At 65.4% G+C, this 19,135-nt stretch carries 17 protein-coding genes; 10 read left to right on the top strand and 7 right to left on the bottom strand.

What is annotated here, in order from left to right; translation table 11 throughout:
- Positions 1-21: 21 nt before the first annotated feature.
- The 9 genes from WQQ_RS00995 (at position 22) to WQQ_RS00955 (ending at position 9,097) form a co-directional block, all read left to right on the top strand.
- Positions 22-1,635, top strand: coding sequence for an alkaline phosphatase family protein (locus WQQ_RS00995; protein ID WP_007183167.1), 1,614 nt, complete (start codon positions 22-24; stop codon positions 1,633-1,635).
- Positions 1,636-1,805: 170 nt separating this feature from the next.
- Complete coding sequence (locus WQQ_RS00990; protein ID WP_237714992.1) at positions 1,806-2,453, top strand: CatB-related O-acetyltransferase; 648 nt, start codon at positions 1,806-1,808, stop codon at positions 2,451-2,453.
- A 6-nt stretch (positions 2,454-2,459) separates the two neighbouring features.
- Positions 2,460-2,741: an acyl carrier protein gene (locus WQQ_RS00985; protein ID WP_007183165.1), complete on the top strand. Its 282-nt coding sequence runs from the start codon at positions 2,460-2,462 to the stop codon at positions 2,739-2,741.
- A 10-nt stretch (positions 2,742-2,751) separates the two neighbouring features.
- On the top strand, positions 2,752-3,579 hold the full coding sequence (locus WQQ_RS22745; RefSeq protein WP_007183164.1) for an alpha/beta fold hydrolase: 828 nt from the start codon (positions 2,752-2,754) through the stop codon (positions 3,577-3,579).
- A 15-nt stretch (positions 3,580-3,594) separates the two neighbouring features.
- Positions 3,595-4,332, top strand: a complete 738-nt coding sequence (locus WQQ_RS00975; protein ID WP_007183163.1) for a DUF2238 domain-containing protein — start codon at positions 3,595-3,597, stop codon at positions 4,330-4,332.
- Between the two features lie 113 nt (positions 4,333-4,445).
- The gene (locus WQQ_RS00970; RefSeq protein ID WP_040452745.1) at positions 4,446-6,725 is read left to right on the top strand and encodes a TonB-dependent receptor; all 2,280 of its coding nucleotides are present in this window, start codon (positions 4,446-4,448) and stop codon (positions 6,723-6,725) included.
- A gap of 13 nt (positions 6,726-6,738) precedes the next feature.
- Positions 6,739-7,896 (top strand): PepSY-associated TM helix domain-containing protein, encoded by a 1,158-nt coding sequence (locus tag WQQ_RS00965; RefSeq protein WP_007183161.1) that lies wholly within the window; start codon positions 6,739-6,741, stop codon positions 7,894-7,896.
- Positions 7,893-8,084 (top strand): hypothetical protein, encoded by a 192-nt coding sequence (locus tag WQQ_RS00960; protein WP_007183160.1) that lies wholly within the window; start codon positions 7,893-7,895, stop codon positions 8,082-8,084. Before WQQ_RS00965 ends, WQQ_RS00960 begins: the two co-directional genes overlap by 4 nt.
- Entirely contained in the window at positions 8,081-9,097 is a 1,017-nt protein-coding gene (locus WQQ_RS00955) for a PNPOx family protein (RefSeq protein ID WP_007183159.1), read from the top strand. The genes WQQ_RS00960 and WQQ_RS00955 overlap by 4 nt, the downstream gene beginning before the upstream one ends.
- A gap of 78 nt (positions 9,098-9,175) precedes the next feature.
- Here the strand turns inward: WQQ_RS00955 and WQQ_RS00950 are convergent, their stop codons facing one another.
- From WQQ_RS00950 to prpB, 7 genes are all read right to left on the bottom strand, one after another.
- Positions 9,176-9,580, bottom strand: a complete 405-nt coding sequence (locus tag WQQ_RS00950; protein WP_007183158.1) for a YMGG-like glycine zipper-containing protein — start codon at positions 9,578-9,580, stop codon at positions 9,176-9,178.
- Positions 9,581-9,845: 265 nt separating this feature from the next.
- Positions 9,846-10,616, bottom strand: a complete 771-nt coding sequence (locus WQQ_RS00945) for a DUF6683 family protein (protein WP_007183157.1) — start codon at positions 10,614-10,616, stop codon at positions 9,846-9,848.
- 144 nt (positions 10,617-10,760) lie between these two features.
- Entirely contained in the window at positions 10,761-10,922 is a 162-nt protein-coding gene (locus WQQ_RS24100; protein ID WP_007183156.1) for a hypothetical protein, read from the bottom strand.
- Between the two features lie 206 nt (positions 10,923-11,128).
- A complete protein-coding gene (prpF, locus tag WQQ_RS00940; RefSeq protein WP_040452737.1) occupies positions 11,129-12,316 on the bottom strand; it encodes a 2-methylaconitate cis-trans isomerase PrpF in 1,188 nt (395 codons plus the stop codon).
- A gap of 77 nt (positions 12,317-12,393) precedes the next feature.
- Positions 12,394-15,006 carry a Fe/S-dependent 2-methylisocitrate dehydratase AcnD gene (acnD, locus tag WQQ_RS00935; RefSeq protein WP_007183154.1) on the bottom strand — a complete coding sequence of 871 codons (2,613 nt, stop codon included), beginning with the start codon at positions 15,004-15,006 and terminating at the stop codon, positions 12,394-12,396.
- Positions 15,007-15,154: 148 nt separating this feature from the next.
- The gene (prpC, locus tag WQQ_RS00930) at positions 15,155-16,321 is read right to left on the bottom strand and encodes a bifunctional 2-methylcitrate synthase/citrate synthase (protein WP_007183153.1); all 1,167 of its coding nucleotides are present in this window, start codon (positions 16,319-16,321) and stop codon (positions 15,155-15,157) included.
- A 60-nt stretch (positions 16,322-16,381) separates the two neighbouring features.
- Positions 16,382-17,266: a methylisocitrate lyase gene (prpB, locus tag WQQ_RS00925; RefSeq protein WP_007183152.1), complete on the bottom strand. Its 885-nt coding sequence runs from the start codon at positions 17,264-17,266 to the stop codon at positions 16,382-16,384.
- A gap of 241 nt (positions 17,267-17,507) precedes the next feature.
- On the opposite strand from prpB, the gene prpR reads away from it, so the two are divergent.
- Positions 17,508-19,130 carry a propionate catabolism operon regulatory protein PrpR gene (gene prpR / locus WQQ_RS00920; RefSeq protein ID WP_007183150.1) on the top strand — a complete coding sequence of 541 codons (1,623 nt, stop codon included), beginning with the start codon at positions 17,508-17,510 and terminating at the stop codon, positions 19,128-19,130.
- Positions 19,131-19,135: the final 5 nt, after the last annotated feature.

The raw sequence follows: 19,135 nt of genomic DNA, 5'->3' as shown, positions 1-19,135 counted from the left end.
CGAACAAGCGAGGAACCTGCCATGAGCGCGCAGAACAGCAAGACCAAGACACTCTTCATCGGCCTCGACGGCTGCACCTACACGGTGCTCGACGAGATGACGCGCGAGCTGCCGGACGTGGGCGTGACCATGCCGTTTCTCGCCAGGCTGCTCAAAGGCGGCGTGCGCGCCAAGCTGCGCTCGACGCCGAACCCGCTGACGCCGCCGGCCTGGACCAGCATCATGACCGGCAAGAATCCGGGCGCGCACGGCGTGTTCGATTTCATCCGCGCCGAAGACAAGGGCGGCGAGGTCTACTGGACGCTCTACGACAGCCGCGACGTCGATTCGGAAATGATCTGGTCGATCGCCAATCGCAACGGCAAGAAGATCGCGGCGCTCAATTTTCCGCTCACGGCGCCGCCGCCTCCCGAAACCAGCGGCGTCATCGTTCCGGGCTTCATTCCGGCCAAGCATCTGCGCCGCAACAGCCATCCGAGCGGGCTGTTCGAGACGCTCAAGAGCGAGATTCCGGGCTTCGATCCCAAGGAACTGGCCTGGGATTTCGACAACGAGAAGCAGGCTACCGAAGTGCTCTCGGAGGAAGAGACCTACAAGTGGGTGAGCTATCACCTGCCGCGCGAGCACCAGTGGTTCCAGGTCGCCGAGTACGTGCTCAAGACCGAGCAGCCCGAGCTCATGGCGGTGATGTTCGACGGCACCGACAAGATCCAGCATCAGGCCTGGCCGTATCTCGATCCGGCGCTGCTCAAGAACGATCCGAGCGCGCACGACCTGCGCATGCGCGAGGTCTGCCTCGAATACTTCCGCAACGTCGACGATTACATCGAGCAGCTCGTCAAGCTCTGCGGCCCGGACGTGCAGGTGTTCTTCGCGTCAGACCATGGTTTCACCGCCTCGGTCGAAGTGCTGCGCATCAACGTGTTCCTCGAAGAGAAGGGTTACCTGAAGTGGGCCGTCAACGACGGCAGCGAGCAGGCGCTGCGCCGCGAGGCTTCTGATTTCGCCAACCTGGACTGGAGCAAGACCACCGCGTACTGCCGCACGCCGTCGAGCAACGGCATCCATATCCGCGTGGCGAACCAGCCCGGCGAGCCGGGCATCAAGCCCGAAGAATACGAGAGCTTCCGCGAAAGGCTCATCGCCGATCTGAAATCGCTGCGCAACGAAGACGGCGAGCCCGTGGTCGTCGACGTGCTCAAGCGCGAGGAGTGGTTCCCGGGCGCGCACATGGACAAGGCCTGCGATCTGACGCTGGTGCTGCGAGACAACGGCTTCGTCTCGATCCGCAACATCCAGCCGGCCGTGGTCAAGCGGCCGACGCCGGCCGGCACGCATCATCCGGACGGCATCTTCATGGCGGCGGGCGCGGGCATCGTCGCGGCCGACATGGTCGAGCGCCGCGATATTCGCGATGTCTGTCCGACATTGCTTTACAGCCTCGGTCTGGCGATTCCCAAAGACATGGAAGGCAAGGTCGCGGATACTTTCTTTACCGATGCCTACAAGGCCGCCCATCCGCAGAAAAAAGGCGCGCCGACCAGGAAGTCCCAGCGCCAGGCCGGCGAAGACATGGATGCGTCGGAGAAGCAGCAGATCATCGAGCAGCTGCAGATGCTCGGCTACATGGAATGAATCTATAGGGGAGCCAGTTCTGGCGGGTCATGGAAGAACATAGTGTGGGCGAGGGAAGGCCTCTGTTCGAGGCCGGGTTGGGCGGGGTTGGTATCGGTGCAGGACTGCATGGAAGCTTGCGCTTCGAGCGGCCGTGCTGGCCGCAGGGGCACAGGCTCAAGCACTGCACCATGGGGGCCTTCACGTTCTTCAACGCAGCGGGCATGACGAGCGCGTTCCGTGTGCATTTCGGGCGCTACGCGCAAATCGGCGAATCGTCGATCCTCGGTCCGCCCGAGCATCCGCAGGACTGGTTCAGCTCGCACCCGTTCGCGTTCACGCGGCCGCGTTTCACGCCGGGCATGTACGAATTCGAGGAGTTCGCGCGGCTCGCGCCGGAGGCCGAAGGCGGGCCTTCGTACGTCGATACCGTGCCGTCCGAGACCTTCATCGGCCACGAGGCCTATGTCGGGGCGGGCTGCTTCGTGAAGCGCGGCGTCACGATCGGCCCGGGCGCGACGATAGGCGCCCGCTCGGTGGTCACGCGCGATATTCCGGCCTATGCGATCGCGGTCGGCTCTCCGGCTCGCGTGATCAGGCTGCGCTTCGGCGAATCCATCGTCGAACGCCTGCTCAAACTCGAGTGGTGGCGCTACGACCTGGCTCCGTTCAAGAAGCAGGTGGACTATTCCAAGATGGAAGCGACACTGGCCTTCTTCGAGCAGAAGCTCGCGGACGGCGAGCTCGAAGCGCTGCGGCCGCCGACCTACCACGTCTCCAGGAGCGCACAGGGCCTGCGGATCGATAAACTGGCGACACCTCTCTACTACAACGATTAAAACCTTATGAGCGCCACGAGCGAGGAACTGGTCGGCAAGCTGGCCGAGCTGTTGCAGGATTTCACTCAGGACTGGGATAACGAATTCGAAGGCGAGATGACGCGGCAGACCAAGCTGCTCGCCGACCTCGGCTTCGAGTCGATCGACATCATCCAGCTCGTCGTCGCCATCGAGGAGATGGTCGGCAAGCGCAAGCTTCCGTTCAACGAGCTGCTCATGCGGGACGGCCGCTACGTCGACGATCTGTCGATCGGCCAGATCGCCGATTTCCTCGCCACCAAGCTCTGAGTCGCGGCACTTGAAGCTCGCCTGGCAGCAGATCGGCGAAGGGCCCGATCTGGTCTTCGTGCATGGGCTCGCGGCGAGCCGGGCGTTCTGGTTCGCGCAGTACGCGCTGCCGCTCGCCGGCCGCTATCGCTGCACGCTCTACGATTTGCGCGGGCACGGCTACAGCGAGGCGGCGGATGCGGGCTATTCGGCGAGCGCGCAGGCCGATGATCTCGCCGCGGTGCTCGACGAGGCCGGCATCGAGCGCTGCGGGCTCGTCGGGCATAGCTACGGCGGCGGCGTGGCGCTGGAATTCGCCGTGCGCAATCCGCAGCGTGTTTCGTCGCTCTGCATCATGGATACCAAGGTCAACGCCTTGCAGCCCCGGCAGATGCTCGCCGACATGCCGTATCTGTCCGCGTTCGAGATCGAAGTGGCCAAGCGTTCCGGCATCGATTGGGATCGGGAGGAACAGATCGGCCTGCGCTTCCTCGAAGCCGTGGCCCGGCTCAAGACCTCGGGTGAAGAGATTCCGACGCGCGATTCGGTGACGCCGTTCGGCGAAGGCCGCGGCGCCCTGCGCACGGCCAGGGCCTGGGTCGAGCTGATCGACAAGCCCGGCGTACGCGAGGAGCTGCTGATGGCGGGCGCCGATGCGCAGACCATCGCCTCGCGGCTGGCCGACGTGCGCCTGCTGCTGATCTACGGCGAGCTGTCGCGCTGCATGCCCTCGTGCCGGAGCTTGCAGGGCCTGCTGCCGAAGGCCGAAGTCGAGATCGTGCCGGGCGGCGGGCATTTCTTTCCGCTTTCTCACGCGCAGAGCGTGCGGTCGCGGCTGGAAGCTTTTGTTGCGGTCTGAGCTGGAGGCTATCGAGTGTCGATTCCGAACTATCGCGGCTACGTGTTCACGCTGATCGCGATCTACGCGGTGCTTTGGGCGGTGCTGGCGATCGCGCCGTTCGATCGCCACGACTGGCTGCTCGAAAACGTGCTCGTGCTGCTGTTCGGCGTCGGCCTGTTCGCCCTGCACAGGCAGTTCGTGTTCTCGCGCATTTCGTACACGCTGATCTTCGTCTTCATGTGCCTGCACGCGGTCGGCAGCCATTACACCTACGCCGAGGTGCCGTACGAGCAGGCCTGGCAGGCGCTCACGGGGCGCAGCTTCAACGCCATGCTCGGATGGGAGCGCAACAACTTCGACCGGCTCGTGCACTTCTCGTACGGCCTGCTGCTGGCGTATCCGCTGCGCGAAATCTTTCTGCGCGTGGCCGATGCGCGCGGCTTCTGGGGTTACTTCCTGCCGCTGGACTTCACGCTGTCGACCTCGGCGCTTTACGAGCTCGTCGAGTGGGCAGCGGCCGAGTTCTTCGGCGGTGATCTCGGTGTGGCCTACCTCGGCACCCAGGGCGACGTCTGGGACGCGCAGAAGGACATGGGCTGCGCGGGAACCGGGGCGCTGATCGCCATGCTGATCACCGCTGGGCTCAACTTCCGGCTGCAGCGGGATTTCGCCCGCGAATGGAGCGAGAGCCTGCGCATCAAGAGCGAGCTTCCGCTCGGCGAAAACGAGATCGCGCGCCTGCTCGGGGAGCGGCGCGGGCGGGTCGACTGAAGGCTCCAGCCTCGCCCGGATGGGCGATGGTAAATGCCGATCCAGCTGGGCCGAAGCGATCCGGCGCTTGGTATAGTTGAGAAGAATTCTCAATTGTCGGGGCGTCTGGGGAGATGGGTACGACGTGGAAGAAGGCTCGGGGCTGGCCTGCGCTGATGTTGATCGCCTGCGCGGCGGCCCAGGCGCAGAGCGCGGATGAGAGCCAGCCTGCGCGGGAGCCGGTTTCCGCGATCCCGCTCGAATCCCCTGCCTCCGAGACGCTCGAGCGCTCGACGGACGAACCCTCCGATCGGGTCGAGACGGCCATCGAAACGGTGATCGTGACGGGCGAGCTGCTGCGTCGCGAGATCGTCCAGACCACCAGCAGCGTCGCGGTCAGGAGCGGGGCCGAGATCGAGCGCAGCACCGCGCGCGATGTCTACGACGTGATCCGCGCCACGCCCAACGCAAGCCTCGAAGACAGTGACTACGGCGTCGGCGGCATGACCCTGCGCGGCATCGGCAGCTACGGGGCCAGCGGCTCCGGCGCGTATGCGTCGTACGGCACCACGTCGGTCGTCGTGCTCGATGGCGTCGGCCTGCCGCGCTCGGCGCTCGCGTACGCCGATCTGTCCGCCTTCGATCTCGATACGGTCGAAATCTTCCGCGGTCCGCAGTCGACCAGCCAGGGCCGCAATGCCATGGCCGGCGCGGTGATTCTCAACAGCGTCGCTCCGCAAGCGCTGGCTCGCTTCTCGCCGCAGTTGCGCGGGCGCTTCGCCGCCGGCGAACACGGAGTGCGCCAGTACGCCGGCGCCGCCGAAGCCACGCTGTGGCCGGATGCGCTGGCGATGCGCGTGGTGATCGACGATCGCCGCGACGACGGCGACATCACCAACGCGACGCGCGACGACGACCACGCGTCGCGGCGTGACAGCCGCAGCCTGCGCGCGAGGCTGGCGTTTACGCCAGGCGGTGCGGACGGCGCCTACAAGGCGCTGCTGAGCGTGATGGACCTGCAGCGCTTCCAGGGCAGCACCTATGTTCCGCTCGCCAACGAGCGCAGCCGCGTCTCGCTGAGCGATGCGCCGCAGGATTACGACAACCAGGCCCAGCTCTACGCGCTGAACCAATCGCTGCGCTTCGGCGATGCCTGGGAGCTGCGTGCCGTCAGCGCCTGGTTCCGCTCCAAGACCCTGAGCCATTTCGATATCGACTACGGCGCCGAATCCGGCGGCGCGACCACGCAGTGGGAAGACTCCGACGGCTTTTCGCAGGAGCTGCGGCTGAGCTATCTCGGCGAGCGCCTGCACGGCACTTTCGGCGCGTACTACTACGACGAGAAGAACCGCGACGATTCCAGCGGCTTCATCAACCTCAACTTCCTGATCGGCCTTCCCGCGCCGCAGCTCGGCAACGTGGTGTACGACTCGGGCTCGCCGTCCAAGGTGAAGGACATGGCGCTGTTCGGCGAGCTCGACTGGCTGCTGACCGAGCGGCTCACGCTGACCGGCGGACTGCGCGTCGATCGCGAGAAGAACAGCCGCGTCACCACCTCGAGCTACGACGGCGACTCACTCGCCTCCAGGCTGCTGGTCGCCTCGCTGCAGGGCTCGGTGCTGCCGCCGGACGGCTCGGTGCCGGTGTCGCGCGAGTTCTCCGAGGTGATGCCCAAGCTCGGCCTTCGCTACGAGCTGTTCGACGGCTGGTTTCTCGGCGCCACGTATTCCGAGGGCTATCGTCCGGGCGGCGACGGCTACAACGCGGTGTCCGGACGCCAGTTCAGCTTCGATTCCGAGCGCACGCAGAACACCGAGCTGTCGCTCAAGGGCAGCTACCGGCCGTGGCGCGTGCAGAGCGCGCTGAACCTGTTCTACACGCGCTGGAGCGACATGCAGATCCAGCTCGGCGAAGGTGTCGACAACTACATGGGCAACACCGGGCCGGCCTACGTTCGCGGCGGCGAGTTCGAGTTCCAGTGGCGCGCGCATCGCATGCTGCAGCTCATCGGCGGCTACGGCGTCACCTGGGGCCGCTTCGCGAGCGACATGGCGCCGGTGGCCAACGGCGCCGACTATTCCGGCAACCGCCTGCCGAAAGCGCCCGAATACACCGGCACCGTCGCGCTCGAGATCAACCCCTGGCGGAGTCTGCTGATCCGCCCGGACATCACCTTCGTGGGCAGCGCGGCGGCCAACTCCGACAACGAGCCGCTGCACGAGCTGCCGGCGTTTCACCTGGTCAATGTCGCCGTGCGCTGGCAGATCGGCCATTTCGGGCTGTTCTTCTCGGGCACCAACCTGACCGACGAGACGTATCGTCGCGATGCCAACCGCTACAACACCTCGCAGATCGATGTCGTCAGCCTCGGCGAGCACCGGCGCATGGTCGGTGGCTTCGAGCTGCAGTTCTGAGCAGGGTCCGGGCATGAGCAAGCCCACGCAAAAGAGCGGCGCCTCGCGCTGGTTTCGCGCCAATCTCTGGCTGCATCGCTGGGCCAGCCTCGTCGCCACGCTGCCGTTCCTGGTGCTCTGCATCACCGGAACCGTGCTGATCTTTCACGAAGAAATCGACCATGCCTTGGGCGTGGTGCCGACCGCGCAGAGCACGGGCGGCGACGCGCAATCGATGGCGCGTGCGATCGCCACCGTGCAGGCCGCGTATCCGGACGAGCGCGTGCTCAGCACGGGTATCGATCCGGACGATCATCCGGGCGTGCAGCTCGTCGTCACCGGGCCGAAGGCGAACCAGGATTTCACCGGCGCGCAGCTGCGCTTCGTCGATCTGGCCTCGGCGCAGCTGATCGGCGAATCGAATCCGCAGAAGACGCTGACGGGCCTTCTGCTCGAGCTGCATGCGCAGTGGTTTCTCGGGCCGGCGGGCGAGCTGCTCGGCGCGCTGATCGCGCTGTTCGTGCTGCTGTCCCTGCTGTCCGGGCTCGTCGTCTACGCGCCTTACGTCAAGCGCATCGCCTTCGGCGTCCTGCGTCGTGGCAAGGATGCGCGTCTGCTGCAGCTGGACCTGCACAACTTCATCGGCATGGTGGTGCTCGGTTGGGCGCTGGTGGTGACGATCACGGGTTTTCTGCTCGGCTTTTCGACGATCGCGATCGGGGTCTGGCAAGCGACCGAGCTGCACGACTTGCAGCGCATGGCCGATGCGGCCGAGCCGGTCGACGTGCTGAATCCGCCGATCGACCTCGATCGCGTATTCGCGGCGGCACGCTCCACGGCCGAAGCGGGCTGGCACGTGGAGACGGTGATCTTTCCGGGCACCACGTTCTCGACGCCGCGCCACTACACCGCGCTGCTCGTCGGCGACGAAGGCATTCAGCAGCGCTTGTTCCGCGTCGCGGCGATCGATGCGGCAACCGGCGAAGTCGCCGCCGCCGTGCAGCCGCCCGCATATCTGAAAGCCATCGTGCTGTCGCAGCCGCTGCACTTCGGCGACTACGGCGGCTTGCTGCTCAAGCTGCTGTGGACGCTGTGCAGCTGGCTGACCCTGTTCATCACCGCGAACGGCGCCTGGCTCTGGTGGGATCGGCGTCGCAGGCGCGTACCGAAAGCGGCCGGAGCGCCGGCATGAGCGCGCGGTCCCGTCTGTTGCCGCTGCTCGCGCTTTCGCTGCTGAGCGCGGGCGCCATCATCGGCATGCTGCTCGTTGACGGCGTCTGGGACTATGCGCTTCTGCTGTTCGCGGCTTCGCCGCTGATCGTGGGCGCGGAACGCGCCTGGTTGCAGCGCAAGGCGCGAGCGAAGGAGTCGAAAGCATGAGCACGGACATCGCCGACGTCGCCGGTCTCGAAGCCTGCATCGGCAAGACGCCAGGGCCGATGCATCTCAAGGTCATCGATCATCTCGACGCCGGTGCGCAGCGCTGGGCGGCGAGCTCGCCATTCTGCTTCGCCGCATTTGGAAATCGCAGTGGCGAAAGCGATCTGCGCATCAGCGCATGCGGCGGTGAGCCTGGATTCACGCATGCGATGGACGCCTCGACGCTGGCCTTGTCGCGGGCCGCGATGGACGATGCGGGCATCGCGCGGATCGGGCAGGGTTTCGGCGCCTTGTTTCTGACGCCCGGCATCGGCGAAACCTTGCGCGTCAATGGCCGCGTCGCAGGCATCGATCGCGACCGCATCGAGATCGCGGTCGAGGAATGCTTCGTGCATTGCGCGAAAGCCTTGATTCGCTCGGGCTTCTGGTCGGCACGGCCGGCGACGCCAGCGACGAACGGCGACGAGGCGTTTCTGTTCGCAAGCCGCTTCATGGCGCTCGCGACGATGGATGCGCAAGGCCACGCCGACGTGAGCCCGAAGGGTGATCCGCAAGGCGCCCTGCTGCGTCTGCACGAAGGCGCGGTCTGGTATGCGGACAGGCCCGGCAATCGTCGTGCGGATGGCTTTCGGAACATCCTCACGCAGCCGCGCATCGCCGCGGTGGCGCTGATCCCGGGCTCGACGCGGATTGCGCTCGTAAGCGGTATCGGGCGCATCGGCACCGATGCACGCATGCGCGAGCTGTTCGCTGTGGAAGGCAAGACGCCCATCGTGGCGACGCGCGTCGAGCATCCGCGCATCGAATTGCGTGAGAGCCAGGCCGTGGCGCGTGCGCGCTTGTGGCCGGTCGGAGAGGTCGCCCAAGGCATCGATCCGGCGGCGCTGATGGTGGCGCACGTCAAGCACAGCAAGCATAAAGGCCTGCAGGCGAGTCTCGTGCGTGCCGCGATCTCGATTCCGGGCTTCATGGAGAAAGGCCTGGCGATCGACTACAAGCGCAATCTGTACTGAAGGCTTCGCCGACAGCGGCCCAACAAAAACGCCGCCCTTGCGGGCGGCGTCTGCATCTGCATCGGTTCGAGTCGGGCTTCAGCGGTGATAGCGCACCTGCTCGTAGCGGTCATGCTTGTGATCATGCTGGTGGTTTTTTCGATGATCGTAGCGACGGTTGTCGCGGTGGTCGTGACGATGGTCATGGCGATGATTGTCATAGCGCGAATAGCGATAGTCGCGGTTGCGCTGATCGTAGTAGCGAGCCTCGTTGCGACGATCCTTCTTGTCGTCGTAGTGATCGCCAACCGCCACGCCCAGGCCCGCGCCGGCCACCGCGCCGATCGCAGCGCCCTGGTTGCCGCCGACGCTGTGGCCGACGACACCGCCCAAGACCGCGCCGATCACGCCGCCTGTGGCCTTGTCGCTGGCGGAGCTGGGGGCCGACACCCCGGCCATCAGAACGGCGGCCAGGACAATCGCGGGCTTGAAGATCTTGTTCATGACGTTGCTCCTTTCTGCATTGAACCTCTCTTGAGGTCGAGTCCAGACTAGGCCTGGACTGCGCAGACAATGTGCAGCGAATGTGGAATCGAGATGCGGGGTGCGGACAGCCGAGATTCAGTGGCGAACTGTCGGGGATAGACGGGCAGGCATTGCGACGATGCAAGGTTTTGACTGCCCGATCATGTCCGTTCGCATCGGCTTGTCAGGAGCGTATCGCCGTCGAGCCGGCAGCTGCGTACACGATCGGGGTCTTGGCCCGGTTTCAGCGCTGCGTGAATCCACGCGCGGTGATGAACAGTCTTTTGAGATCCACGCCCTGCGCCATCAGTGATTCGTAGACCGCGCTCTGCAGGGCCAGCAGGCCGATCTGGTCGCCCTGTATCGTCAGCGACTGGCGGTTGGCGTTGGTCACCGCAGTGACGATGCCGAGCGTCTCGGACGAACGCTGTTTTTCGATATCGGACATCAGCATGATTTCGGGGCTGCGCGATAGCGAGCGCGCCACTTGGTTGCGCACTGCGCGCCAGCGATCAGGCGTGACCACCGACTGGTTCACGATCTCCCAGGAGCCGATGTAATACGAGGTCAGCACGTCGGCGACGTTACGGCCTGAGTAGCCGAGCCGATTCAGCAGCGCATCGTAGTCGCGCCAGATCGCCCCGCTGAGCATCAGCGATTGGATGCGCGGCGCCTGCTTGGGATCGTAGCGCATCATGCGGCCGGCGATCTGCTCGTGCAGCGTGCGGCTGATGCTGTCGTTGGCCATGTAGAACAACTGCGCCGAAGCCACCGGCGCCAGTCCCATGGCCTGAACCGTCGAGGCCGAGGCCGGGGCACTGTTGCCGAGCACGCTGCGCTGTCCGGCTGCGAGCATCGGTCGTCCGACTTTCTCCAGCAGATCCTTCTGGCAGGAAGCCGACAGATAAAGCGCCGCCTGATCGGTCAGCTCGGGCTGGTTGAACGGTGAGGGTGCAGACCTTGCGGGGCCGACGACGAGCGCGGCGACGACAGCCAGCACATACGAAATTTTCATGGTTCTTCAGCGGCGGCGCTTGGGGGATCATCGCCATTGACGATCCTCGAAGTTTCAATGCAAGCGGTTTGCCGACTCGTGACGGCCCGGTGCTCGCCGGTGATCGGAGCCGGATTTTAAATGCTGAGGCCGCTGGAGGGCGATTCAGGCGGCTGCGAAGCTCGACATCAGGCCGCACAGCAGGGCCGCGAATACGATGGCTCGGGGGAATCGTCTTTGATTCAATGCCTTGCGGCGCACCGGAATGGCGACCGTAACGGTTCCCTGCACGCCGCTGACGATTTGGACGGTGGTCAGACCGATCATGGCCGTTCGCTCCCTTCGGCTTCGAAATCCGGGCCGCCCGAGGCGGCGTCGCGTGGTGATGCCCAGATGCTGTAGCCCCGACGCTCTGAATTCAAGCTGACCTCCAGCCAAAGCCGAGCCCACTCCGTCGAATCCGCGCCGCCGCGTCCAGAAAAAAGCCCGGTACGAGTCCGGGCTTTTTTTGCGGCTGAAGGGTCTGGCGCGGCTTAGAACGAATCGCCCGGCACGCGCACCCAGCCTTCCATCAGCACGCGCGCGGAGCGGCTCATGATGGCTTTCTTGACGACCCACTGGCCGTTCTCCTTCACCGCCGCCGCGCCGACGCGCAGCGAGCCCGACGGATGGCCGAAGCGCACCGCCTCGCGCTCGCCGCCGCCCGCCGCGAGATTCACCAGCGTTCCCGGAATGGCGGCGGCGGTGCCGATCGCCACTGCGGCCGTGCCCATCATCGCGTGGTGAAGCTTGCCCATCGACAGCGCGCGCACGTTGAGGTCGATGTCCTCGGCATTCACCTGCTTGCCGCTCGACGACAGGTAGCTCGCCGGCGGGGCCACGAACGCGACCTTGGGCGTGTGCTGACGCTTGGCGGCTTCGGACACGTCCTTGATCAGGCCCATGCGCAGCGCGCCATAGGCGCGAATCGTCTCGAACTTGAGCAGCGCCTCGGGACTGGTGTTGATCGCCTCGCGCAGCTCGGTGCCGGTGTAGCCGATCTCCTCGGCCTTGATGAATACGGTCGGGATGCCCGCATTGATCATCGTCGCCTTGAGCGTGCCGATGCCGGGCACTTCGAGATCGTCGACGAGGTTGCCGGTCGGGAACATCGAGCCGCCCTCGTCGCCTTCTTCGGCCGGATCGAGGAATTCGATCTGCACTTCGGCGGCCGGGAAGGTCACGCCGTCGAGCTCGAAATCACCGGTTTCCTGCACTTGTCCGTCGGTGATCGGCACGTGCGCGATGATGGTCTTGTTGATCTGCGTCTGCCAGATGCGAACGATGCAGATGCCGTCCTGCGGAACGCGCGCCGCGTCGACCAGACCGTTGCTGATCGCGAACGATCCGACCGCCGCCGTGAGGTTGCCGCAGTTGCCGGACCAATCGACGAAGGCCTTGTCGATCGATACCTGGCCGAAGCGATAGTCGACGTCGTGATCGGCCTTGTTGCTCTTGGACAGGATCACGGTCTTGGACGTCGAAGACGTGGCGCCGCCCATGCCGTCGATCTGCGCGCCATACGGATCGGGCGAGCCGATCACGCGCAGCAGCAGCTTGTCGCGCGCTTCGCCGGGGACTTGCGCCGCTTCGGGCAGATCGCTGAGCTTGAAGAAAACACCCTTGCTGGTGCCGCCACGCATGTAGGTGGCGGGGATTTTGATCTGGGGGACGCGGAGCATTGGTCTGTCCTCAATTCTCAAAGAAAAGAGGCGGCGCGTTGCCGGGCCGCCTCGGGAATCACCACTGTGGGGCCAACTCAGGCGGCCTTGTTCGAAGCCAGGAAGTCCACCGCGAAGCGTTGCAGCACGCCGCCGGCTTCGTACACCGACACTTCTTCGTCCGAATCCAGGCGGCAGGTCACCGGAATCTCCACCTTCTCGCCGTTCTTGCGCGTGAACACCACCGTCAGCGTGGCGCGCGGCGTGAGCTTGCCGATCACGTCGTAGGTTTCGGTGCCGTCGATGCCGTAGGTGTTGCGGTTCTGGCCCGGCTTGAACTCCAGCGGCAGCACGCCCATGCCGATCAGGTTGGTGCGGTGAATGCGCTCGAAGCCTTCGGCGACGATCGCTTCCACGCCCGCCAGGCGCACGCCCTTGGCCGCCCAGTCACGCGAGCTGCCCTGGCCGTAGTCGGCGCCGGCGATGATGATCAGCGGTTGGCCGCGATCCATGTAGGTTTCGATCGCTTCCCACATGCGCATGACGGTGCCTTCCGGCTCCACGCGAGCGAGCGAGCCCTTCTTCACCTTGCCGTCGACCACGGCCATCTCATTCACCAGCTGCGGGTTGGCGAAGGTCGCGCGCTGAGCGGTGAGGTGATCGCCGCGATGCGTGGCGTAGCTGTTGAAGTCCTCTTCCGGCACGCCCATCTTGTGCAGGTAAGCGCCGGCGGCGCTGTCCATCATGATCGCGTTCGACGGCGACAGATGGTCGGTGGTGATGTTGTCGGGCAGCACGGCCAGCGGGCGCATGCCCTTGAGCGTGCGCGGACGCGCGGCGAGCGCGCCCTGACCTTCCTTGTCCCAGTACGGCGGACGGCGGATATAGGTGCTCATCGGGCGCCACTCGTACAGCGGGCTGACCTTGTCTTCGATGACCTTGAACGTGAACATCGGGTCGTAGACCTGGCGGAACATCTCGGGCTTCACGCTCTTGGCGATGATCGCGTCGATCTCCTCGTCGGTCGGCCAGATGTCCTTGAGCGTCACCGGCTGGCCGTTGCCGTCGAGGCCCAGCACGTCCTTCTCGATGTCGAAGCGCACGGTGCCGGCGATGGCGTAAGCCACCACCAGCGGCGGGCTCGCGAGGAAGGCTTGCTTGGCGTACGGATGGATGCGGCCGTCGAAGTTGCGATTGCCGGACAGCACGGCCGTCGCGTACAGATCGCGGTCGATGATTTCCTGCTGGATCTTCGGGTCCAGCGCGCCGCTCATGCCGTTGCAGGTGGTGCAGGCGAAGGCGACGACGCCGAAGCCGAGCTGCTCCAGGTCGCCCAGCAGATTGGCTTCCTTCAGGTACAGCTCGACCGCCTTGGAGCCGGGCGCCAGCGAGGTCTTGACCCACGGCTTGCGCGCGAGGCCCTTGGCGACCGCGTTGCGCGCCAGGATGCCGGCGGCGACGACGTTGCGCGGGTTGCTCGTATTCGTGCACGAGGTGATCGCCGCGATGATCACCGCGCCGTCGGGCATCTTGCCATCGGCCGGCAGCTCCCACGGTGCGGCGATGCCGCGCTCGGCCAGGGCCGAAGTGGGCAGGCGCTTGTGCGGGTTCGACGGGCCGGCCATGTTGCGCACGACCGTCGACAGATCGAACTTGAGCAGGCGCTCGTATTCGGCGGTTTTCAGCGCATCGGCCCATAGGCCGGTGTGCTGCGCGTAGGTCTTCACGAGCTTCACCTGCTCGGCTTCGCGGCCGGTCAGCGTGAGGTAGTCGAGCGTGTTCTGGTCGATGAAGAACATCGCCGCGGTGGCGCCGTATTCGGGCGCCATGTTGGAGATGGTGGCGCGATCGCCGAGCGTGAGCGCCGCGGCGCCGGGGCCGTAGAACTCCAGGTAGTGGCCGACGACTTTTTCCTTGCGCAGGAATTCGGTCAGCGCGAGCACCACGTCGGTGGCGGTGATGCCGGGGTTCGGCTTGCCGCTGAGTTCGACGCCGGTGATGTCGGGCAGGCGCATCCACGACGCGCGGCCGAGCATGACGTTCTCGGCTTCCAGGCCGCCGACGCCGATCGCGATCACGCCGAGCGCATCGACGTGCGGCGTGTGGCTGTCGGTTCCGACGCAGGTATCCGGGAACGCGAGGCCGTCCTTGGTGTAGATGACCGGCGACATCCGCTCCAGATTGATCTGATGCATGATGCCGTTGCCGGGCGGGATCACGTCGACGTTCTTGAACGCGCCCTTGGTCCAGTTGATGAAGTGGAAGCGATCGTCGTTGCGACGGTCTTCCACCGCGCGATTCTTGGCGAATGCATCCTTCTCGAAACCGCCGTGCTCCACCGCGAGCGAGTGATCGACGATCAGCTGCACGGGCACCACCGGATTCACCTTCGCAGGATCGCCGCCCATGTCGGCGATCGCATCGCGCAGGCCGGCGAGGTCGACGAGCGCGGTCTGGCCGAGGATGTCGTGGCACACCACGCGCACCGGGAACCACGGGAAGTCGAGATCGCGCTTGCGCTCGATCAGCTGGCCCAGATAAGCGTTGAGCTGCGCAGGATCGGCCTTGCGGACGAGGTTCTCGGCTTTGACGCGCGAGGTGTAGGGGAGCTTGTCGTAAGCGCCCGGCTTGATGGCGTCGACGGCGGCGCGCGCATCGAAGTAATCGAGCGTCGTGCCGGGAAGGGATTTGCGAAAGGCGGTGTTGGTCATGGCTTGCACTTTAAGCTGGCAACAACAGTGAATGACGCATGGTGAGTCGCAGCGCTGGTGCCTCTCTACGCGAGGCACCAGCGGCGCAGACTCGCGACGCTAGGATCCCAGCGCTTGCGCGCTGGGGCCCTCCACGCTGCTCGCTGCGCTACTTGCGATCCTTGATCGGCACGAACTTCAGATCTTCCGGGCCCACGTAGTTGGCCGAAGGACGGATGATCTTGCCGTCGATGCGCTGCTCGATGATGTGCGCGCTCCAGCCGGAGGTGCGGGCGATCACGAACAGCGGGGTGAACATGTCGGTCGGCACGCCCATGACGTGGTAGCTGACGGCGGAAAACCAGTCGAGGTTCGGAAACATCTTCTTGATGTCCCACATCACCGTTTCGAGACGCTCGGCGATGTCGAACATCTTGGTGCTGCCGGCTTCCACCGATAGATCCTTGGCCACCTGCTTGATGACCTTGTTGCGCGGATCGGCGATCGTGTAGACCGGGTGGCCGAAGCCGATCACGACTTCCTTCTTCTCGACGCGGGCCTTGATGTCGGCTTCCGCTTCGTCGGGGTTGTCGTAGCGCTTCTGGATTTCGAAGGCGACCTCGTTGGCGCCGCCATGCTTGGGACCACGCAGAGCGCCGATGCCGCCGGCGATGCACGAGTACATATCCGAGCCGGTACCCGCGATTACGCGCGAGGTGAAGGTCGACGCGTTGAACTCGTGTTCGGCATAGAGCACCAGCGAGGTGTGCATCGCCTTGACCCACGAAGCCTTGGGCTTTTCCTGATGCAGCAGCTCCAGGAAGTGACCGCCGATGGAGTCTTCGTCGGATTCGTCGACTTCGATGACCTTGCCGTTGTAGGCGTAGTGATACCAGTACAGCAGCATCGAACCGAGGCAGGCCATGAGCTTGTCGGCGATGTCGCGAGCGCCGGCGTGGTTGTGATCGTCCTTCTCGGGCTTGACGCAGCCGAGTACGGAGACGCCCGTGCGCATCACGTCCATCGGATGCGAGGACGGCGGCAGCTGTTCGAGCGCGGTCTTGACCGCGGCGGGCAGGCCGCGCAGCGACTTGAGCTTGGTCTTGTAGGCGGCCAGTTCGGCCGTGGTCGGCAGCTTGCCGTGCACGAGCAGGTGGGCGATCTCTTCGAATTCGCACTGGGCGGCGACGTCGAGGATGTCGTAGCCGCGATAGTGCAGGTCGTTGCCGCTGCGGCCGACGGTGCACAGCGCGGTATTGCCCGCAGCGGTGCCGCTCAGCGCGACGGACTTTTTGGGCTTGAAGCCGCCTGCGGCGGGTGCGGTGGTTTCGCTCATCTTGATCTCCGTTGGATGTTTGTCTTTACGGTGAAAGCGCAAAGCGGTGCTGCAGAGTCCTTACTTCTTCTTGGCGGCGAACAGCGCGTCGAGCTTGTTCTCGAAGGCGTGATAGCCGATGCGGTCGTAGAGTTCGGCGCGCGTCTGCATGAGGTCGAGCACGTCCTTCTGATGGCCCTGCGTGCGGATCGAGGTGTAGACCGCTTCGGCCGCCTTGTTCGCGGCGCGGAAGGCGCTCAGCGGATACAGCTGGATCGCGACGCCGACGCTGGCGAGTTCGTCGCGCGTGAACAGCGGCGTGGCGCCGAATTCGGTGATGTTGGCGAGCACCGGAACCTTCACCGCATCGACGAACTTCTTGTACGTCGGCAGATCGTAGGCGGCCTCGGCGAAGATCGCGTCGGCGCCGGCTTCGACGCAGGCGATGCTGCGCTCGATCGCCGCATCCACGCCTTCGGCCTGGATCGCGTCGGTGCGCGCGATGATGAAGAAGTCCGGATCGGTCTTGGCGTCGGCGGCGGCCTTCACGCGATCGACCATTTCGTCCTTCGACACGATCTCCTTGCCCGGACGATGGCCGCAGCGCTTGGCGCCGACCTGGTCTTCGATGTGGCAGGCGGCCGCGCCGGCCTTGATCAGCGTCTTGATCGTGCGCTCGATGTTGAACGCGCTCGCGCCGAAGCCGGTGTCGATGTCGACGAGCAGCGGCAGGTCGCAGACATCGGTGATGCGACGCACGTCGGTCAGCACGTCGTCGAGATTGTTGATGCCGAGGTCGGGCAGGCCCAGCGAGCCCGCGGCGACGCCGCCGCCCGACAGGTAGATGGCCTTGAAGCCGGCGCGCTTGGCGAGCAGGGCGTGATTGGCGTTGATCGCACCGATGACCTGCAAGGGTTTTTCGGCGGCGAGGGCGGCGCGGAAGGCTGCGCCGGCGGAAGTCGTCATGAGCGGCTCCGATGGTTGAGGGGCAAGGCGGCCGGCCGGACCGTGCGGGTGGGTGACCGCAGGTTCGCGGGTGCCGTCGGGTTTCAAGGCTTGTGCCACGCCCGGCCCGCGATATCCGCGACTGCTAACTGACTGAATCTGAAATGACTTTGTCCTCGCGCAAGTCCATCGGACATTCAGCTGGCGTTTCATTCTGAGTTTCATGAAACAATGAAACGTCGATTGCGACATAATCCGAAACATGCAAACCCAGGACAGCAGCCTGCCCATCATCTGGACGGTCAGCGTGACCCGGCTTTCGAGCCTGCTGCGCGACGTCACGCCCGAGTTCGACGGACGGGCTCAGATCGACACGATCAATCTCGGCTTCGAAGAGGCCGTCACGCTGATTCGCGAGCGCCTGCGCACCGAAGACTGCGACGTGCTGCTGTCCGCCGGCGCCAACGGCGAATACCTGCGCAATCGCATCGACAAGCCCCTCGTGCTGATCCAGCCCGATGGCTTCGACCTGATGCAGGCGCTCGCGCGGGCAAGACGCCACTCGAATCGCATCGGCGTGGTCGTCTACGGCACCGATCTGCCGGCGTTCACCGCGTTCAAGCAGCAGTTCGGCCTGCAGATCGAGCTGCGCTCGTATACGAACACCGAAGAGGCGCGCGACCTGGTGGCCGAACTGATCGCGCTGGGCTGTGGCGCGATCGTCGGCACCGGCTTCATTTCCGAGCTCGCCGAGCGGCTCGGCGTGGTCGGGATCCTGATGTATTCGGCCGATTCGATCCGCAAGAGCTTCCAGCAGGCGATCGATCTCGCGCGCATGCTCTCGGCGGCTCGCAGTGGTCCGCGTCGCGCGCTCGCGGCGAAGCCGGCCGACTCGAAATTCAGCCTGCGCCGGCTGATCGGCAACAGCGAATCGACCACGGTGCTGCGCGACCAGATCCGCCTGTATGGGGCGAGCGATCGCACCGTGCTCGTGACCGGCGAAACCGGCACCGGCAAGGAACTCGTCGCCCAGGCCCTGCATGGCGCGAGCGCGCGTCGTTCGTCGCCGTTCGTGGCCGTGAATTGCGGCGCGATCGCCGAATCGCTGCTCGAATCCGAGCTGTTCGGCTACGAGGAAGGCGCGTTCACGGGCTCGCGTCGCGGCGGGCGCGTCGGCCTCATCGAAGCGGCCAACGGCGGCACTTTATTCCTCGACGAGATCGGCGAAATGCCGCTGGCCTTGCAGACGCGTCTGCTGCGCGTGCTCGAAGAGCGCGAGGTACTGCGCGTCGGCAGCGTGCGACCGACGCCGGTCGACGTGCGCGTGATCGCGGCCACACATGTGGAACTCGATGCACGCGTCGCCGACGGGCGTTTTCGTCGCGATCTTTACTACCGTCTCAACGTGCTGCGCATCGCGCTCGCTCCGCTGCGCGAACGGGTCGACGACATCCCGCTGCTGCTGATGAACTTCCTGCGCGCGGCCGGCGCCGGCGCGATGGTGCTCGACGGTCCCGCGCATGCTTTGCTGCAGCGCCACGGCTGGCCCGGCAACCTGCGCGAGCTGCGCAATCTCGCCGAGCGCCTCGCCGTGCTCGCACATGCCGAATCGCCACTGTCCGCGATCACGCGTCCGCTGCTGCTGCGCTGCGCGCCGGAGCTGTTCGGAGGCGCGCAGACGATCGCGGAGCCGGCCGGCTCGCTGTCGAACGACACGGCGCGCCTGCAGGCCCACGCACTGTCCTCGCGCGTCGTCAGGCCCGACGCCGCGAGCTTGCAGCGTGCGCTCGCCGCCGTCGGCGGCAGCCGCGAAAAGCTGGCCGACCAGCTCGGAGTTTCGCGCACCACGCTGTGGCGTTGGCTGCGCGAGCGATCGCTGGGATAGGCCGC

Origin of the sequence: Hydrocarboniphaga effusa AP103, assembly GCF_000271305.1 — a bacterium.
In the GTDB taxonomy this organism is placed as follows: Bacteria; Pseudomonadota; Gammaproteobacteria; order Nevskiales; family Nevskiaceae; genus Hydrocarboniphaga; species Hydrocarboniphaga effusa.
The sequence above is the reverse complement of the archived record's forward strand: the minus strand, read 5'-3'. Positions and strand labels throughout refer to the sequence as shown.

Excerpts from the sequence above, each read along its gene's own strand:
- WQQ_RS00995 (WP_007183167.1), top strand. The coding sequence starts at position 22 with ATGAGCGCGCAGAACAGCAAGACCAAGACACTCTTCATCGGCCTCGAC.
- WQQ_RS00990 (WP_237714992.1), top strand. The coding sequence starts at position 1,806 with ATGGGGGCCTTCACGTTCTTCAACGCAGCGGGCATGACGAGCGCGTTC.
- WQQ_RS00985 (WP_007183165.1), top strand. The coding sequence starts at position 2,460 with ATGAGCGCCACGAGCGAGGAACTGGTCGGCAAGCTGGCCGAGCTGTTG.
- WQQ_RS00970 (WP_040452745.1), top strand. The coding sequence starts at position 4,446 with ATGGGTACGACGTGGAAGAAGGCTCGGGGCTGGCCTGCGCTGATGTTG.
- WQQ_RS00965 (WP_007183161.1), top strand. The coding sequence starts at position 6,739 with ATGAGCAAGCCCACGCAAAAGAGCGGCGCCTCGCGCTGGTTTCGCGCC.
- WQQ_RS00960 (WP_007183160.1), top strand. The coding sequence starts at position 7,893 with ATGAGCGCGCGGTCCCGTCTGTTGCCGCTGCTCGCGCTTTCGCTGCTG.
- WQQ_RS00955 (WP_007183159.1), top strand. The coding sequence starts at position 8,081 with ATGAGCACGGACATCGCCGACGTCGCCGGTCTCGAAGCCTGCATCGGC.
- WQQ_RS00950 (WP_007183158.1), bottom strand. The coding sequence starts at position 9,580 with ATGAACAAGATCTTCAAGCCCGCGATTGTCCTGGCCGCCGTTCTGATG.
- WQQ_RS00945 (WP_007183157.1), bottom strand. The coding sequence starts at position 10,616 with ATGAAAATTTCGTATGTGCTGGCTGTCGTCGCCGCGCTCGTCGTCGGC.
- WQQ_RS24100 (WP_007183156.1), bottom strand. The coding sequence starts at position 10,922 with ATGATCGGTCTGACCACCGTCCAAATCGTCAGCGGCGTGCAGGGAACC.
- prpF (WP_040452737.1), bottom strand. The coding sequence starts at position 12,316 with ATGCTCCGCGTCCCCCAGATCAAAATCCCCGCCACCTACATGCGTGGC.
- acnD (WP_007183154.1), bottom strand. The coding sequence starts at position 15,006 with ATGACCAACACCGCCTTTCGCAAATCCCTTCCCGGCACGACGCTCGAT.
- prpC (WP_007183153.1), bottom strand. The coding sequence starts at position 16,321 with ATGAGCGAAACCACCGCACCCGCCGCAGGCGGCTTCAAGCCCAAAAAG.
- prpB (WP_007183152.1), bottom strand. The coding sequence starts at position 17,266 with ATGACGACTTCCGCCGGCGCAGCCTTCCGCGCCGCCCTCGCCGCCGAA.
- prpR (WP_007183150.1), top strand. The coding sequence starts at position 17,508 with ATGCAAACCCAGGACAGCAGCCTGCCCATCATCTGGACGGTCAGCGTG.